We start from the raw sequence: 16,692 nt of genomic DNA on the forward strand, positions 1-16,692 counted from the left end.
GCTGAGGGTTGCCGCCCGGGACGGTTACCAGATGCTCACGCGCTCGGCAGCGGGCATCCACATGCCATCCTGCTCCGCCGTGCCGAACGCCTCGTGGAAAGCGTCGAGGTTCCTGGCAATCTGGTTGGTGCGGAACTCGTTCGGCGAATGCGGATCGGTGGCGAGCCTGCGGATCGCTTCCTCGTTCCGCATCACCTGCCGCCAGCCGGCAGCCCAGGAGGCAAAGAAGCGCTGCACTACGGTCAGGCCGTCCAGCACCGGCGCTTCCTGGCCGTCCAGGCTGATCAGGTACGCCTTGTACGCGATGGTCAGGCCGCCGAGGTCGCCGATGTTTTCACCCAGGGTCAGTTTGCCGTTGACGTGGTGCCCCGGCGCTGCGGTGGGGGAGAGCTCATCGAACTGCGCCACCAGCCTGGACGTCAGCGCCTCGAAGGCCGTGCGGTCATCCTCCGTCCACCAGTTGCGGAGCAGGCCGCTGCCGTCGTACTGGGAGCCTTGGTCGTCGAAGCCGTGGCCGATTTCGTGGCCGATGACGGCGCCGATGCCGCCATAGTTGACGGCATCGTCGGCGTCGGCCGTGAAGAACGGCGGCTGCAGGATGGCCGCCGGGAAGACGATCTCGTTGAGCAGCGGGTGGTAGTACGCGTTCACCGTCTGCGGCGTCATCAGCCACTTCTCCCGGTCCACGGGCTTGCCCACCTCGTCGAGGTGCCGGTCCACGTCGGCGCTGTGCGCCCGCTCCACATTCCCCAGCAGGTCCGAGGGGTCGATCCCCACCGCGGAATAGTCGATCCACTTGTCCGGGTAGCCGATCTTGGCGCGGAAGGAATCGAGCTTCTTGAGCGCCTCCTGTTTGGTTTCCTCGCCCATCCAGGCCAGGCTGGTGATGGATTCGCGGTACGCCTCGATCAGGTTCGCGACCAGCGACTCCATGCGCGCCTTGTGGGTTTCCGGGAAGTGCCGGGCAACGTAGATCTGGCCCACGGCCTCGCCGAGGGCGTTCTCGACGACGGCGACCCCGCGCTTCCACCGGTCCTTGTTCCGCGGAGTGCCGCTCAGCGTGGTGCCGTAGAAGGCGAAGTTCGCATCCACGAACGCGGCCGAGAGGTACGGTGCGGCGGCGCCCACGACGCGCAGGGCAAGCCATTCCTGCCAGACATTCAGCGGCACGGAGTCCAGCAACGACGCGGCCCCCGCGAAGAAATCCGGGGTGCTGACAATAAGTTCGGTGCGCTTGTCCGGAGCGATGCCCGCGGCGTCGAACCAGGTGGTGAGCAGCGGGAAGAGCTGCGTCGCCTCATCGGCGGATTTCAGGTTGTAGGTCTTCTGCGGGTCCCGCAGGGTGACCTTGTCCCAGTGGTGCGAGGCCAGCGCCGTCTCCAGGCTAACGACCCGGCTCGCGGCCCCCGCGGCGTCGGAGACTCCGGCGAGGCCGAGGACCGTCTTCACGTGGTCCGTGTAGGCCTGGACCACCGGAGCGAACTTCTCCTCGCGGTAGTACGACTCGTCCGGCAGCCCCAGGCCGCCCTGTCCGGTGTACAGCAGGATCCGGTCCGGGTTTCCGGCGTCGGGGGCGGGATAGATGTAGAAGAGGCCGCCCACGTCCGCGCGGAACAGCCGCCCGGCCAGCGCCACGAGTCCGGCGACCGACTCCGTGGAGAACACTTCGTCAAGCCGGGCCCTGATCGGGTCCAGTCCCTTGGCTTCCACCGCAACCTCGTCCATGAAGCTGTTGTAGAGGTCGCCGATCTTCTGCTCGATCCCGGTGGACTCCGCGCCGCGGGCGGCCGCATCCTCAATGATTTCCTTCACCGCGAGTTCCGAACCGTCCCGCAGAGCCGTGAACGTGCCCTCCAGGGGCCGGTCATCCGGAATTTCGGTGTTCTTGAGCCAGGTCCCGTTGACGTGCTGGTACAGGTCATCCTGCGGCCGGACAGAGAAGTCGATGTTGGACAGGGCGATCCCCGAAAGTGGCACGGATGCTCCTTTGAGAGGCAGCCCGGCGCAGCCTTGTTACGGGTTACCGGTCTGCATGGTGGACGTTACGAAGGTATGGCTCCTTCATCTTACGCACCCGTGTTACTGTGAAATGGTGCGCGCAGAACTGCTTCTTCTTAGCTGCCGCGGCGAGGCCTCAGACGCGATCTAGCGCAAGGCCCACCCTCGCTGCGGAGTTTGTGTTGCCCGGCCACCCTTTCACCAGGAATCACAGAAAAGGCCCCGATTGTAATGCGAAACGCACAGAAATCCTCAGGAATGCCCGTCCACCGCTACGTCCCGTTCCAGGACCTGATCACGGTTGAACTGCCGGACCGCACCTGGCCGGACAAGGTCATCACCAAGGCCCCGCGCTGGTGCGCCGTGGATCTGCGTGACGGCAACCAGGCCCTGATCGACCCGATGAGCCCGGCACGCAAGCTGAAGATGTTCCAGCTGCTGGTCCGGATGGGTTACAAGGAAATCGAAGTCGGGTTCCCGTCCGCGTCGCAGACGGACTTCGACTTCGTCCGGCAGCTGATCGAGGGCAACCACATCCCGGACGACGTCACCATCCAGGTGCTGACCCAGGCGCGCGAGCACCTGATCGAGCGGACCTACGAGTCCCTCGTCGGCGCCCGGCAGGCCATCGTGCACCTGTACAACTCGACGTCGGTCCTGCAGCGCCGGGTTGTCTTCAACCAGGACGAAGACGGCATCCTGGACATCGCCCTGCAGGGCGCCCGGTTGTGCAAGAAGTACGAAGAGACCCTCCAGGACACCCACATCACCTACGAGTACTCGCCGGAATCCTTCACCGGGACCGAGCTGGAGTACGCCGTCCGGGTCTGCAACGCCATCGCCGACGTGTTTGAGGCCTCCGCCGACAGCCAGGTCATCATCAACCTGCCGGCCACCGTGGAAATGGCCACCCCCAACGTGTACGCCGACTCCATCGAGTGGATGAGCCGCAACCTGCACCCGCGGGAGGGCATCATCCTGTCCCTGCACCCGCACAACGACCGCGGCACGGGCGTGGCGGCCGCGGAGCTGGGCTACCTGGCCGGCGCCGACCGGATCGAGGGCTGCCTGTTCGGCAACGGCGAGCGGACCGGCAACGTGGACCTGGTGACGCTGGGCCTGAACATGTTCGTCCAGGGCGTGGACCCGATGATCGACTTCTCCGACATCGACGAGGTACGCCGCACCGTGGAGTACTGCAACCAGCTGCCGGTGGCCGAGCGGGCACCGTACGGCGGGGACCTCGTGTTTACTGCTTTCTCCGGCTCGCACCAGGACGCCATCAAAAAGGGCCTTGAAGCGCTCGAGAAGGACGCAGCCGCCGCCGGCAAGGAGGTCGCCGACTACCCCTGGCAGGTCCCGTACCTGCCGGTCGACCCGAAGGACCTCGGCCGCAGCTACGAGGCCGTCATCCGGGTCAACTCGCAGTCCGGCAAGGGCGGCGTGGCCTACCTGCTCAAGAACGAGCACAACCTGGACCTGCCGCGGCGCGCCCAGATCGAGTTCTCCGGGGTCATCCAGAAGCAGACAGACACCATGGGCGGGGAAGTCAGCGGCGCCCAGCTCTGGCAGGCCTTCCAGGACGAGTACCTGCCCTCCGGCACGGCTGACGCGCAGTGGGGACGCTACGCCCTCGGCCCGTTCAGCACGGAGACGGACGAGGACGGCTCCATGACGCTGCACGCCGCGCTCAAGGTCGACGGCACCCCGGTCCAGCGGACCGGGACCGGCAACGGTCCGATCGCTGCCCTCCTGAGCATCCTGCGCGAGGACGGCGTCGACGTCCGGGTGCTGGACTACAGCGAGCACGCCCTGTCCGAAGGCGGCAGCGCCCTCGCCGCGGCCTACGTTGAATGCGCCGTGGGGGAACGCGTGCTGTGGGGCGTCGGGATCGACGCCAACACGTCCACGTCCTCGCTCAAGGCCGTCATCTCGGCCGTGAACCGGGCCATCCGGGACGCCCGCGCCTAGGCAGCCGGTCACTGCGCCGCCGGATCCTCCGGCGGCGCAGTGCTGCTTTCCCCAATGGCGGCGTTTCCCGTTAGACAGTGCGAAGATTAACCGTGGCCCAACCTTCCTCCTATGCCTCCCGCGCCTACCGCGATGACGGCGTCGTGCTGCGTACCCACAAGCTGGGCGAAGCGGACCGCATCATCACCATCCTGACCAAACACCACGGCCAGGTCCGCGCGGTGGCCAAGGGTGTCCGGCGCACCAGCAGCCGCTTCGGCGCCCGGCTCGAGCCCTTTATGGTCGCGGACCTCCAGCTGATTTCCGGCCGGACCCTGGACGTGGTCACGCAGGCTGTCGCCAAGGGCGCCTACGGCGGCAACATCGCCGCGGACTACGGCCGGTACACCGTGGCTGCCGCCATGACGGAGACAGCGGAAAAACTCACCGACGTCGACGGTGAGGCGGGCACTGCACAATACAATCTTCTCGTCGGCGCCCTGGCATCGCTGAGCCGCGGCGACCACACCCCTGAACTCATTCTGGATTCCTACCTGCTGCGCGCTCTCGCCACCGGCGGCTGGGCGCCAAGCTTTACCGGCTGTGCCCGCTGCGGGGCCCGCGGGCCGCACACCGCGTTTTCGGCACCGCTCGGCGGCATGGTCTGCGCCGACTGCCGGCCGCCCGGGTCCCCGGCGCCGGCCGCGGAAACGGTCCTGCTGCTCGGCGCGCTGCTGACCGGGGACTGGACGACGGCGGACGCGTCCGTCCCAATACACCGCCGCGAGGCCGCCGGCCTGGTGGCCAGCTACCTGCAGTGGCATCTGGAACGTGTCCTTAAATCCCTCAAGCATGTGGAGCGAACGTAACTGTGGCGTTGGGTAAGAAGAAGAGTCCGGTCCGGCAGCGGAGCACCCCCGTGGCGAGCCCGTACCCGCACCCCTCCGGGGCTGTCCCGCCGGCGATCCCGGCGGAGTTCATCCCGCGGCACGTCGCGATCGTCATGGACGGCAACGGGCGCTGGGCAAACCAGCGCGGCCTGCCGCGGATCGAGGGCCACAAGGCGGGGGAGCCCGCCCTGCTGGACGTGGTGGCCGGAGCGATCGAACTCGGCATCGAGCATGTCAGTGTCTACGCCTTTTCCACGGAAAACTGGCGCCGCTCACCCGAGGAGGTCCGCTTCCTGATGGGATTTAACAAGGACGTGCTACGACGGCAGCGCAACCAGCTGGATGAGTGGGGCGTCCGGATCCGCTGGTCCGGCCGGCGGCCGAGGCTCTGGGGCTCGGTGATCCGCGAGCTGGAGGAGGCCGAGGACTTCACCCGCGGCAACAGCACCTGCACCTTGAACATGTGTGTTAACTACGGGGGACGCGCCGAGATCGCGGATGCCGTGTCTGCGATCGCGGAAGAGGTGGCAGCGGGACGGCTCAAGCCGGGCGCCATCACCGAGAAGACGATCCAGAAATACCTTGACGAGCCGGACCTGCCGGACGTCGACCTGTTCCTGCGCAGCTCCGGGGAGCAGCGGCTCTCCAACTTCATGCTCTGGCAGTCGGCCTACGCCGAATTCGTCTTTATGGATACGCTGTGGCCCGATGTGGACCGGCGTACGCTGTGGGATGCCGTTGAGATTTATGCCCAGCGGGACCGCCGCTACGGCGGGGCGGTCGATGCGGCCCCCGCCGGCCCGGCCTGATCACCGACGGACAACGGCCTGACGCCTGGCTGATCCCGCCTGGTTCCCGTCTGACCACGGATTGCTTCCCGCCTGGTTCCTGCCGGGTCTCAGGGGCGGCGGGCTCCCGGCCGGGCGCAGGAACGGTCAGCCAGGGTAGAGGCTCAGCCAGAGGACGAGATCGTCGTAGGCTTCCTGCCGCACCGCGCGGCGGGACAGGAAGATATCGTGGATGGCCCCAGGGTACCGGAAGACGGCCGCCCGGCGGCCCAGCCCGAGCGCCCGCCGCGCCGTTTCCTCGACATCGATCACGGCATCGACTTCCATGAGTTCCTCGGACCACTCGGCCTGGATCCGGGTGCGTCCGGACAGCATCACCAGCACCGGCGCCTTGACGTCGAGCCGCTGCGCCACGGCAGCGTGGCCGGCCATGACAGCCTTCGTCCAGCCGGGCCTGACGGGGAACGCCTCCCGGGGCCGCCACACGGGATCCAGCAGCCATTCCCCGTGCGCCGTGCCGCTCACGCTGTCCCAGTAGCCGGGCATGCTGGGCAGCAGGAGCGGCCGGCGCGGGTCGGTCCGCGCCAGCGGTTCCACCAGGTGCATCGCGATGTTCCGGATCAGGCTGCTGCCCTGCAGCTCCAGCCAGGGCGCATTGAGGATCAGGGTGCCCAGCTGCCCCGGATTCCGGTCCGCCCACAGCGCTGCCACCAGGCCGCCGAGGGAGTGCGCCAGCAGGTGCACCGTCGGGGCCGCGGAGCCGCCGGAGCCGCCGGTGCGGCCGGCGATGTCTGCGCCGATCGCCGCCAGCGCCGCCGCGATGTCCTCGTCATAGACGGCCAGGTCGGCCGTGTAGCCGGGGGTCTGCCACTCGCGGAGGCTGCGCCCGAACTTCCGCAGGTCCAGGGCGTAGAAGTGGAATCCGCTGGCAACGAGGTGATCGGCGAGTTCGGCCTGCAGGAAATAGTCCGCCCAGCCGTGCAGGTAGAGGACCACCTTCTCCGGGGCACACGAATCCCGGTCGGCCGGGGCCTCCGCTGCCACCGCGGCAAGGTCCCGGCCCGGGCCGGTATGCCGCACCAGGGTTGCGGCAACAGGGCCTTCGTCGTCTGCGGCCAGGGGCAGCTCCAGGCTCTCAAAGCGGTCGCCCAGCGCATCTTGCCGCCACAGCGGCCGCAGCACGGGAACCCTCATGCGGTGCCGCTGTCGTCCAGCACATAGGCGCGGAGCCAGCGGGCCAGCCGGGCATAGGCGTCGGCGCGGACGCGCGGGGCGGACAGGAACACGTCATGCAGGGCGCCGTCGATCCGTTCCAGTGTGACGGTGCGGCCCAGGCTGAGGGCGCGCAGGGCGATGGTGTTGACGTCCAGGACCGCGTCGGTGCGCCGCATCGATTCCTTCCAGAACATCCCGTTGGCGCTGGCCCCGGAGATCAGCACGAGGATGGGGACATCGATGTTCAGCCCCCGCGCCACCCGGGACTGGCCGATGAGGACGGCGCTCAGCCAGCCGGCGCGGACGGGGAACGCCCGGGGCGGGCGGTACGTGTCATCGAGCGTCCATTCGCCTTCGGCCGCGCTGGAGATGCTGCGCCAGTAGAAGGAGCGTTCGGGGAGGCGGATGATGGCCTCGGGCCAGAACCGCGCCAGCGGTTCCACCATGGTCCGGGCGGCGCGGCGCACGGCCGGGCTGCCGTGCATTTCCAGCCACGGGCTGTCCAGGATCAGCTGCGAGACCACCCCGGGATGCCGGCTCGTCCAGAGCGCGGCGATCAGCCCGCCGGTCGAATGCCCCATCAGGGCCACGGAGGGTGGCGCATCGCCCGGGTGCAGGGAGGCGATGATGCCGATCGCCGCGGTGATCTCGGCGTCGTAGTCGTCCAGGTCTGCCACATAGCCGCCGTGTGTGTCCGCGCGGAGGCTTCTCCCGTGGTTGTGCATGTCCAGGGCGAAGAACGCGAAGCCCTGGCCGGTCCAGAATTCGGCGAGTTCCTCGTTGAAGAAGTAATCACTCCAGCCATGCAGGAACAGCACGGCCCGGGCCCGGTACCCGCCGGCCAGGCCGGCGCCGGCGCCGGGAACGTGCCGGACCAGGGTGGCCGTCCGCTCGACACCGTCCGGGCCGGCCGCCGGGAAGGCGCAGGCCTCGAAGTCGTCGCCGAGGATATCGGGTACCCATTCCATGGCAGGCTCCTAGGCTGACGAGGCCGCGGCGCGGCCGGCCGATCGCCCGGAAAAGAGGCAGCCGCCCAGGAAGGTTCCCTCGAGGACGCGGTAGCCGTGGATCCCGCCGCCGCCGAAGCCGGCAGCTTCCCCGGCGGCGAAGAGGCCGGGGACCGGCTGCCCGGATCCGTCCAAAACCCGGGACTGAAGATCGGTGTGCAGCCCGCCCAGGCTTTTGCGCGTGAGCACCGAGAGGCGCACCGCCAGCAGTGGCCCGTGCCTGGGGTCCAGCATCCGGTGCGGGGGTGCCACCCGCATGATCCTGTCGGTGGTGAAACGGCGGGCGGCGCGGATGGCGGCGAGCTGCGGGTCTTTGCCCAGGCCGCTGTCGAATTGCCGGTCCCGGGACCGGATCAGCCGGTCCAGTCCGTCCGGGTCAACCAGCCGCCGGCCGGTGAGGGAGTTCATTGCGGCGGCGAGTCCGGCGGGGGTGCCGGCCTGCAGGAAGTCGACTCCGTGGTCCAGGAAGTGCTGCAGGGGGCCGTCGCTGCCGGGCTTCAGCCGGGAAACCAGGAGCCGGACGTCCTTGCCAGTTAGGTCGGGATTCTGTTCCGAGCCGGAGAGGGCAAACTCCTTGAGGGCGATCGTCCTGTTGAGCACGAACCAGGAGTGGTCGTGGCCGGTGCCGAGGATATGGCGCAGTGCCCCCAGCGAGTCGAAACCAGGGAACAGGGGAGCGGGGAGCATGCCTCCGGTGGCGTCCAGCCACAGCGAGGAGGGTCCGGGCAGGATCCGGATGCCGTGCCTGGGCCAGACCGGCGAATGGTTGTGGATGCCTTCGGGGTAATGCCACATCCGGTCCCCGTTGATGAGGCTGCCGCCGGCACGCGCAGCGGCGGCCAGGAACTCGCCGTCGACCGAGGCCGGCACGCCGCTCAGCATCGTCCGGGGCGCGGGGCCGCCGGCCCACTGCTGGCGGACGGTGGCGTGGTTGCCGCCGATTCCGCCGGTGGTCACCACCACGGCAGCCCCGGCCGCTTCAAAGCTGCCGACGGCGGTCCGGGAGGAGGCCTCGCCGCGGGCCGCGCCGCTGGGCTCCAGGATCTCGCCCTGCACCCCCGTGACCCGCCCCGCTGCCGTGACGAGGCTTAACCCGCGGTGGCGGAAGTGGAACGTCACCCGGCCCGTGGCCTCGCCCTCGCGCAGCTTCGCCAGGAACGGCGCCACCAGCGCGGGACCGGTTCCCCAAGCGACGTGGAAGCGCGGGACGGTGTTGCCATGGCCGTCGGGGCCGTAGCCACCCCGTTCCGCCCACTGCACGAGGGGGAACAGCCGCACGCCAAGGGAGGCGAGCCAGGCACGTTTTTCTCCGGCCGCGAAGTCCACGTAGGCGGCGGCCCAGTCCCGTGCCAGGGCGTCCCCGGGCCGGTCGAAGGCGGCGGAAGACATCCAGTCGGCCAGGGCAAGTCCGGCACTGTCCCTGACGCCCAGCCGTCGCTGTTCGGGGGAGTTGACCAGGAAGAGCCCGCCGAAGGACCAGTGCGCCTGGCCCCCGGCCGAAGCCTCGGGCTCCTGGTCGAGTACAGCCACCCGGCGGCCGGCCGCGTAGGCCTGTGCGGCGGCAACGAGACCGGCCAGTCCCGCCCCGACCACCACCACGTCGGCGTTGATCACTGATCCGGCAGCCCGCATGGGCGTCGTGCCTGGGGTTCCGCCGTCGCTGGTCATGGCTTCATGCTAGCGCCCGCAGGCGCCCGGGTTTGGTCTGGACCGCCGGAACCGGAAAACTAGAGCCATGCGCGTATATCCGACTTTCTTCCGCCTGGCCTTCTCATGGATGGACGCCGAACGCGCCCACAAGATCGGCTTCAAAGCCATCCGACTCGTCCACTCCTGCGGGGCCGGACGGGTGCTGGAAAAGCTCACCGCGCCGGCGGCGTCACTGCAGACCCAGGCGTTCGGCCTGACGTTCCCTTCGCCGTTCGGCCTGGCGGCCGGCTTCGACAAGGAAGGCCACGGCATCGAGGCGCTGACCGAGCTGGGCTTCGGCCACGTGGAGGTCGGCACCATCACCGGCCGGGCCCAGCCCGGCAACCCCGCCCCGCGGCTCTTCCGCCTGGTCGAGGACCGGGCCGTCATCAACCGGATGGGCTTCAACAACGATGGGGCCGCCGCGGTGGCGCCCCGCCTGAAGTCCGCCCGGGCGGCCCTGCAGCGCCGCCACCCTGGGGTCCGCCCGGTCATCGGGGTCAACATCGGCAAGAGCAAGGCCGTGGAACTTGAGGACGCGGTGGCCGACTACCTCATCAGCGCCCGCAGCCTGGCCCCCGCCGCAGACTACCTCGTCGTCAACGTCAGCTCCCCAAACACCCCGGGCCTGCGGCTGCTGCAGGATGTGGAGACACTGCGCCCGCTGCTTACCGCGGTGGGGGAGGAGGCGGACAAGGCTTCCGGACGCCACGTTCCGCTGCTGGTCAAGATCGCCCCGGACCTCAGCAACGAAGACATCGACGACGTCGCGCGCCTGGCCCTGGACCTGGAACTCGATGGAATCATCGCCACCAACACCACCATCGCCCGCGCCGGTCTCACGTCCAGCCCGGAGAAAGTGGCCGCCTGCGGCGCGGGCGGGCTTTCCGGGGCCCCCTTGAAACAGCGGTCGCTGGAAGTGCTGGCCCGGCTGAAGGAAGCAACCGGCGGCAGGCTGACCCTGGTCTCGGTGGGCGGCGTCGAGACGGCACAGGACGTCCAGCAACGCCTCGACGCCGGCGCCACCCTGGTGCAGGGCTACACGGCGTTCCTCTACGAAGGTCCGTTCTGGGCGGCCCGCATCAACCGGCTGCTCGCGAAACACCCCTCCCGGCGCTAGGCACGGCGGCCCCAGGGCCCCCGGCCGCGCGACGTGGGACGACAGAGCCCCCGGCAGTCCTGCTGCCGGGGGCTCTCCTTGATGAGTGTGTGAATCAGGCGGGGTATTCGCCGCGCTTGACGAGGGGCTTGGGAAGACGCAGCCGGCGGTACTGGAGGGAGCGCATGGAGCCGTACCAGATGGTGCCGCGTTCCACGTCGCCGAACTTCTGCTCCAGGCGCTTCTTGAGCTTCCGGGACAGGATGAAGACGTCGACGAAGACGGCCAGGAACATCACCCAGAATCCGCCCAGGACGTAAACCATCTCGGGACTGGACGCCGGGACGAGGAGTGAGACGACCACGAAGAGCAGGGCGCCGAACATCAGGTACTCGCCGAGGCTGAAGCGTGCGTCCACAAAGTCTCGGGCGAAGCGCTTCTGCGGGCCCTTGTCCCGCAGCGGCAGGAACTTCTCGTCGCCGGTGTCCATGGCATGGCGCATCTTGAGCCGCTGCTCCTGGACCGCTGCGCGCTCTGCGGCCTTGGAGGCCTTGCGGTCCTCCGGCACGAGCGGCCGCTTCCGGGCAGCCACTTGCGCGCTGCGCTTGGGCGTGGGCGCGCCCTTGCCGGTGGCGGAGTCCCGGGCTGCTGCCCCGACCGCCTGCTGGTCAACACTGTCCTGCGCCGCTGGCGCTTCTTTTTTACGTCCAAACACCCCTAAAGAATACCCCGGGGCGGGGTGCGCGAGACCCGGCCCACACTAGGCAGGAGACGCGGCGGCCCTGTTTGAGGTGATCCGCGACACGGGTAGTGTTCTGGCCATGACTTCATCACCCGCGGGGAACCCGCAAACCGCTGCAGGCCGTGTTGGAAACGTCTCCACCGAGGCCCTCCGCCAGGCCGTCTCCGAATCCTTCGACACCACGATCGCCCGGTTGAAAGAGCTCGTCGCCATTCCGGGTATCGCATGGCCCAGTTTCGACCCCGCCCCGCTGAACGCCAGCGCCGACGCCGTCGCGGAACTAGTGCGCGGCAGCGGCTTCGGCGACGTCCGGATCCTGCGCTGCGACAAGGAGGACGGGACCCCCGGCGGTCCCGCCGTCGTCGCACGCCGTCCGGCCGCCGCCGGCAAACCGACGATCCTGCTCTACGCGCACCACGACGTGCAGCCCACCGGCGACCTGGCCTTGTGGGAGACGGAGCCGTTCACCGCCGTCGAGCGCGACGGGCGCCTCTACGGGCGCGGCGCCGCCGACGACAAAGCCGGAATCCTCGCCCACATCGCTGCCTATTCTGCCGTGACGCGGGTGTTGGGGGACGATCTTGGCCTCGGGGTGACCTTTTTCTTTGAGGGCGAGGAGGAAGCTGGCTCCCCGACCTTCCGTACCTTCCTGGAAACCCACCGCGAGCTGTTGAGCGCCGACGTGATCGTGGTGGCCGACTCCAGCAACTGGAAGGTTGGCATCCCCGCGCTGACCACCAGCCTCCGCGGCCTGGTCGACGGCACCATCGAGGTCAGGGTCCTGGACCACGCGGTCCACTCCGGCATGTTTGGCGGCCCCGTGCTGGACGCGCCGACTCTGCTGTGCCGGCTCATCGCCACCCTGCACGACGACGAAGGCAACGTCGCGATTGCCGGTCTGGTCAGCCGGGACGAAGTCTCGGTCGACCTGCCGGAGGAGGAATACCGCGCCGACGCTTCGGTGCTCGACGGCGTCCGGCTCGCCGGCACCGGCACGATTGCATCGCGGATGTGGACCAAACCCGCACTGTCGATCATCGGCTTCGATGCCCCGGCCGTGGACGTTGCGTCCAACACCCTCCTGCCCCGGGCGCGGGCCAAGTTCAGCATGCGGCTCGCTCCCGGCCAGGATCCGGCGGAGGCCATGGAGGCCGTCCGCAGGCATGTGGAAGCCAACGCGCCGTTTGGCGCCCACGTGGTCTTCACCCCGGGGGAGAGCGGCAACTCCTTCCGCACCGACACCTCGTCCAAGGCCGCCAGCGTCGCGATGTGGGCGCTCGGCGAAGCGTGGGGCGTCCCGGCCGTGGAGACAGGGATCGGCGGCTCAATTCCCTTCATCGCCGACCTGACCGAGCTGTACCCGGACGTGCAGATCCTCGTCACGGGCGTCGAGGACCCCGATTCGCGGGCGCACAGCGCCAACGAATCCCTCCACCTTGGGGACTTCCGCAACGCCATCGTGGCGGAGGCGCTGATGCTGGCCCGGCTGAATGAGGAAGGGCTGGCGTGAACGGCCGGGCCGGCCGTGTTCCGCAGGGAACATCCAGCCGGCCGGGACGGTTACGTCAGGAGTTAGAGCTACAGTGCCGATCGACGTAGCATGTAGCTATAGCCCGTACCGTTAAAGTAGGGGCGGGTGCCGCGGGAGCGGTGCCGCCACCACCGTCGTCAGAAGGTAGGCCATGAGCACTACAACCAATGAAAACAGCGCCGACACCACCGCCACGGCGGGCGAGGAACTGGCCACGCACGAGGTCAAGCTGACCGACGTCGCGGCCGGCAAGGTCCGCAGCCTGCTCGAGCAGGAAGGCCGCACGGATCTGCGCCTCCGCGTCGCCGTCCAGCCCGGCGGTTGCTCCGGCCTCATCTACCAGCTCTACTTTGACGAGCGGCTCCTCGACGGAGACGCCGTCCGCGACTACGACGGGGTGGAAGTTGTGGTCGACAAGATGAGCGTCCCGTACCTCAGCGGTGCCAGCATCGACTTCGAGGACACCATCTCCAAGCAGGGTTTCACGATCGACAACCCCAACGCCGGCGGCTCCTGCGCCTGCGGCGATTCCTTCCACTAAGGCCGGGCAAACTGCCCGGCCTTAGTGCCGCAGGATGCCCAACGAACGGGCGCCGCAAAAAGGTCCCGACGCACGGCGCGGACATGTGGGCGAAAACTCGCGCGGAGCGGTAAGCTCTACACCGAGTAGTAAAACTTTTAGTGTGCCCTGACAGCCAGTTTCCGGCCCGGGGCAACAGCAACAAGTAGGAAGGGCCGTCTGTGAGTTCGCAGAACCGAACCGGCAGCCGACGCAAACAGATCACTACGATCACTGGCTTGGCACTCGCCGGCGCGTTGGCTTTGACTGGATGTTCACCAGAGGTACAGAAAGGGTGGCTGCCCACCGAGCGTGGCACCACCAACCACACTGACCGCATCATGGACCTCTGGGTCAACTCATGGATTGCCGCGCTGGTCGTGGGCGTCATTACCTGGGGCCTGATGATCTGGTGCATCGTCGCCTACCGGCGCCGCAAAGGCACCGTGGGTTTTCCCCGGCAGAACAGCTTCAACCTGCCGCTTGAGGTCTTCTACCTGACGATTCCGCTGTTTATGGTCCTGGTGTTCTTCTACTTCACCGACCAGGACCAGCAGGCAATCGACAACCGTTCCCAGCCGGCCGACGTCGTCGTTGACGTCCGCGGCAAGCAGTGGGCCTGGGACTTCAATTACAAGCAGGGCGACGTGATCCCCACGGATGTCCACGAAGCCGGCGTCCAGGCGCACCTCACCGGCAACAACATCGACAAGGAAAAGCTGCCCACGCTCTACCTTCCGGTCAACAAGTCGGTTGACCTCGAGCTGAACGCCCGCGACGTCATCCACTCCTTCTGGGTTCCCGCCTTCCTGCAGAAGCGCGACATGATCCCCGGAAAGACCAACTACATCAGGTTCACCCCCACCAAGGAGGGGACCTACGACGGCAAGTGCGCCGAACTCTGTGGCGAGTACCACTCCGAAATGCTGTTCCGCGTAAAGATCGTCTCCGACGCCGAGTTCCAGGCGCACCTGGAAAAGCTGCGCCAGGACGGCAACACCGGCCTGCTCGGCGAAGAGTACGACCGCAACCCGGCCCCGACCGAAACCAAGTAAGGGGAGCGACGTGGCAACTACCTATTCCCAGCCCACCGGGATCCTTGAGGCTCCCGTAGTACCGAAATCCAAGGGGCGCATCGTCGTCAACTGGATTACCACGACCGACCACAAGACCATCGGGTACATGTACCTGATCGCGTCGTTCATGTTCTTCTGCTTCGGCGGAGTCATGGCGCTGCTGATCCGCGCCGAACTGTTCGAACCCGGCATGCAGATCCTGCAGACCAAAGAGCAGTACAACCAGCTGTTCACCATGCATGGCACCGTGATGCTGCTGATGTTTGCAACGCCGCTGTTCGCCGGTTTCGCCAACGTCATGATGCCGCTGCAGATCGGCGCCCCCGACGTCGCCTTCCCGCGGCTGAACGCACTGGCCTTCTGGTTCTTCCTCTTCGGCTCCACCATCGCCGTCTCCGGCTTCATCACCCCGCAGGGTGCGGCATCGTTTGGCTGGTTCGCGTACGCGCCGCTGTCCAACACGACGTTCAGCCCGGGCGTTGGTGGGGACCTCTGGGTCTTCGGCCTGGCGCTCACCGGCTTCGGCACCATCCTCGGCGCGGTCAACTTCATCACCACGATCATCTGCATGCGTGCCCCCGGCATGACCATGTGGCGGATGCCGATCTTCACCTGGAACATCCTCGTCACCTCCATCCTGGTCCTGATGGCGTTCCCGCCGCTGGCCGCGGCCCTCTTCGCCCTCGGTGCGGACCGCCGTTTCGGAGCGCACATCTTCGACCCGGAGAACGGCGGCGCCGTCCTCTGGCAGCACCTGTTCTGGTTCTTCGGGCACCCCGAGGTCTACATCATCGCCCTGCCGTTCTTCGGCATCGTCTCGGAAATCTTCCCGGTCTTCAGCCGCAAGCCGATCTTCGGCTACAAGGGCCTGGTCTACGCCACGATCTCGATCGCCGCGCTGTCCGTGACGGTCTGGGCCCACCACATGTACGTCACCGGCTCGGTCCTGCTACCGTTCTTCTCCTTCATGACGATGCTGATCGCCGTTCCGACCGGCGTGAAGTTCTTCAACTGGATCGGCACCATGTGGCGGGGTTCCATCACCTTTGAGACCCCGATGCTGTGGAGCATCGGCTTCCTGGCGACGTTCCTCTTCGGCGGACTGACCGGCATCATCCTGGCCTCCCCGCCGCTGGACTTCCACGTCTCGGACTCCTACTTCGTGGTCGCCCACTTCCACTACGTGGTCTTCGGCACCGTGGTGTTCGCGATGTTCGCCGGCTTCTACTTCTGGTGGCCGAAGTGGACCGGCAAGATGCTCAACGAGCGCCTCGGCAAGATCCACTTCTGGATGCTGTTCCTGGGCTTCCACGGCACCTTCCTCATCCAGCACTGGCTGGGCGTCGAGGGCATGCCGCGCCGCTACGCGGACTACCTGCCGGAGGACAACTTCACCTGGATGAACCAGTTCTCCACGTACTCCTCGTTCCTGCTGGGTGCCTCGCTGATCCCGTTCTTCTGGAACGTCTACATCACCTGGCGCAGCAACGAACGCGTCACGGTCGATGACCCGTGGGGCTTCGGAGCCTCGCTCGAATGGGCGACCTCCTGCCCGCCGCCGCGCCACAACTTCACCTCGCTGCCGCGGATCCGCTCGGAACGCCCAGCGCTGGACCTCCACCACCCCGAACTGTCCCAGTCCTACACCATCGACTCGCCTGCCCCGGCAGCGGCAGCGCTCGGTAACGCCGACCAGAAGGATCAAGCCAAGTGAAAATCGAATCAAGACTTTTCGGATTCGGAGCCTTCTTCTTCATCCCGGTGGCAGCGGTCTACGGATTCCTGACCGGCTGGACTGAATGGGTCGGTGCCCTCGGCATCCTGCTGCTTGGCGGCCTGGCCGGCATGGTCGGCGCCTACCTCGCCTTCACGGCAAAGCGCGTCGGAATGCGCCCCGAGGACCGCAGCGATGCGGAGATCCACGAGGGTGCCGGCGAGCAGGGCCACTTCAGCCCGTGGAGCTGGTGGCCGCTGGTTCTCGGCCTGGCCTGCGCGGCCGGATTCCTCGGCCTGGCCGTAGGATTCTGGATCGTCTACATCGCGGGCGGAATTGCAGTCGTCGGTCTGGTCGGCTGGGTTTACGAATACAGCCGCGGAGACCACGCGCACTAACGTCCGCAAGGACACCAAACGAGTCAGCAACGACGG

General features: G+C 67.6%; 14 protein-coding genes. 9 read left to right on the top strand and 5 right to left on the bottom strand.

The genetic code is table 11. The annotated features are described in order from the left end of the window. Positions 1–24 precede the first annotated feature (24 nt). Positions 25–1,977, bottom strand: coding sequence for a M13 family metallopeptidase (locus AC1MFL_RS18540; protein ID WP_479811834.1), 1,953 nt, complete (start codon positions 1,975–1,977; stop codon positions 25–27). 252 nt (positions 1,978–2,229) lie between these two features. Between AC1MFL_RS18540 and leuA the strand changes: the two genes are divergently transcribed. From leuA to AC1MFL_RS18555, 3 genes are all read left to right on the top strand, one after another. Beyond that, complete coding sequence (leuA, locus tag AC1MFL_RS18545) at positions 2,230–3,969, top strand: 2-isopropylmalate synthase (RefSeq protein ID WP_479811836.1); 1,740 nt, start codon at positions 2,230–2,232, stop codon at positions 3,967–3,969. A 92-nt stretch (positions 3,970–4,061) separates the two neighbouring features. Next, entirely contained in the window at positions 4,062–4,817 is a 756-nt protein-coding gene (gene recO, locus AC1MFL_RS18550) for a DNA repair protein RecO (RefSeq protein WP_479811838.1), read from the top strand. A gap of 2 nt (positions 4,818–4,819) precedes the next feature. After that, complete coding sequence (locus AC1MFL_RS18555) at positions 4,820–5,647, top strand: isoprenyl transferase (protein ID WP_479811840.1); 828 nt, start codon at positions 4,820–4,822, stop codon at positions 5,645–5,647. A 126-nt stretch (positions 5,648–5,773) separates the two neighbouring features. Here AC1MFL_RS18555 and AC1MFL_RS18560 read toward each other — a convergent pair whose 3' ends face one another. From AC1MFL_RS18560 to AC1MFL_RS18570, 3 genes are read right to left on the bottom strand one after another with little or no spacing between them, the layout of a single operon-like run. Further along, the gene (locus AC1MFL_RS18560; RefSeq protein ID WP_479811842.1) at positions 5,774–6,820 is read right to left on the bottom strand and encodes an alpha/beta hydrolase; all 1,047 of its coding nucleotides are present in this window, start codon (positions 6,818–6,820) and stop codon (positions 5,774–5,776) included. Continuing rightward, entirely contained in the window at positions 6,817–7,809 is a 993-nt protein-coding gene (locus AC1MFL_RS18565) for an alpha/beta hydrolase (protein WP_479811844.1), read from the bottom strand. Before AC1MFL_RS18565 ends, AC1MFL_RS18560 begins: the two co-directional genes overlap by 4 nt. 9 nt (positions 7,810–7,818) lie before the next feature. Continuing rightward, positions 7,819–9,516, bottom strand: a complete 1,698-nt coding sequence (locus tag AC1MFL_RS18570; RefSeq protein ID WP_479811846.1) for an FAD-binding dehydrogenase — start codon at positions 9,514–9,516, stop codon at positions 7,819–7,821. Between the two features lie 67 nt (positions 9,517–9,583). Between AC1MFL_RS18570 and AC1MFL_RS18575 the strand changes: the two genes are divergently transcribed. Further along, positions 9,584–10,657, top strand: coding sequence for a quinone-dependent dihydroorotate dehydrogenase (locus tag AC1MFL_RS18575; protein ID WP_479811848.1), 1,074 nt, complete (start codon positions 9,584–9,586; stop codon positions 10,655–10,657). 94 nt (positions 10,658–10,751) lie between these two features. Here the strand turns inward: AC1MFL_RS18575 and AC1MFL_RS18580 are convergent, their stop codons facing one another. Next, positions 10,752–11,351, bottom strand: a complete 600-nt coding sequence (locus AC1MFL_RS18580) for a DUF3043 domain-containing protein (RefSeq protein WP_479811850.1) — start codon at positions 11,349–11,351, stop codon at positions 10,752–10,754. A 106-nt stretch (positions 11,352–11,457) separates the two neighbouring features. Here AC1MFL_RS18580 and AC1MFL_RS18585 point away from each other — a divergent pair, with 106 nt between their 5' ends. The 5 genes from AC1MFL_RS18585 to AC1MFL_RS18605 all read left to right on the top strand — a co-directional run bounded on the left by AC1MFL_RS18585 (position 11,458) and on the right by AC1MFL_RS18605 (position 16,656). Continuing rightward, positions 11,458–12,888, top strand: a complete 1,431-nt coding sequence (locus AC1MFL_RS18585) for a M20/M25/M40 family metallo-hydrolase (RefSeq protein ID WP_479811852.1) — start codon at positions 11,458–11,460, stop codon at positions 12,886–12,888. A 172-nt stretch (positions 12,889–13,060) separates the two neighbouring features. Then, on the top strand, positions 13,061–13,450 hold the full coding sequence (locus AC1MFL_RS18590; RefSeq protein WP_024368088.1) for a HesB/IscA family protein: 390 nt from the start codon (positions 13,061–13,063) through the stop codon (positions 13,448–13,450). Between the two features lie 200 nt (positions 13,451–13,650). Beyond that, positions 13,651–14,523 (top strand): aa3-type cytochrome oxidase subunit II, encoded by an 873-nt coding sequence (ctaC, locus tag AC1MFL_RS18595; protein WP_479811853.1) that lies wholly within the window; start codon positions 13,651–13,653, stop codon positions 14,521–14,523. A 10-nt stretch (positions 14,524–14,533) separates the two neighbouring features. Beyond that, positions 14,534–16,258, top strand: a complete 1,725-nt coding sequence (ctaD, locus tag AC1MFL_RS18600; protein ID WP_479811855.1) for an aa3-type cytochrome oxidase subunit I — start codon at positions 14,534–14,536, stop codon at positions 16,256–16,258. Next, positions 16,255–16,656, top strand: a complete 402-nt coding sequence (locus AC1MFL_RS18605; RefSeq protein ID WP_479811857.1) for a cytochrome c oxidase subunit 4 — start codon at positions 16,255–16,257, stop codon at positions 16,654–16,656. The genes ctaD and AC1MFL_RS18605 overlap by 4 nt, the downstream gene beginning before the upstream one ends. Positions 16,657–16,692 lie beyond the last annotated feature (36 nt).

This window comes from Arthrobacter sp. BG3, assembly GCF_056680185.1.

Excerpts from the sequence above, each read along its gene's own strand:
- leuA (WP_479811836.1), top strand. The coding sequence starts at position 2,230 with ATGCGAAACGCACAGAAATCCTCAGGAATGCCCGTCCACCGCTACGTC.
- AC1MFL_RS18565 (WP_479811844.1), bottom strand. The coding sequence starts at position 7,809 with ATGGAATGGGTACCCGATATCCTCGGCGACGACTTCGAGGCCTGCGCC.
- AC1MFL_RS18570 (WP_479811846.1), bottom strand. The coding sequence starts at position 9,516 with ATGACCAGCGACGGCGGAACCCCAGGCACGACGCCCATGCGGGCTGCC.
- AC1MFL_RS18590 (WP_024368088.1), top strand. The coding sequence starts at position 13,061 with ATGAGCACTACAACCAATGAAAACAGCGCCGACACCACCGCCACGGCG.
- AC1MFL_RS18575 (WP_479811848.1), top strand. The coding sequence starts at position 9,584 with ATGCGCGTATATCCGACTTTCTTCCGCCTGGCCTTCTCATGGATGGAC.
- AC1MFL_RS18585 (WP_479811852.1), top strand. The coding sequence starts at position 11,458 with ATGACTTCATCACCCGCGGGGAACCCGCAAACCGCTGCAGGCCGTGTT.
- AC1MFL_RS18560 (WP_479811842.1), bottom strand. The coding sequence starts at position 6,820 with ATGAGGGTTCCCGTGCTGCGGCCGCTGTGGCGGCAAGATGCGCTGGGC.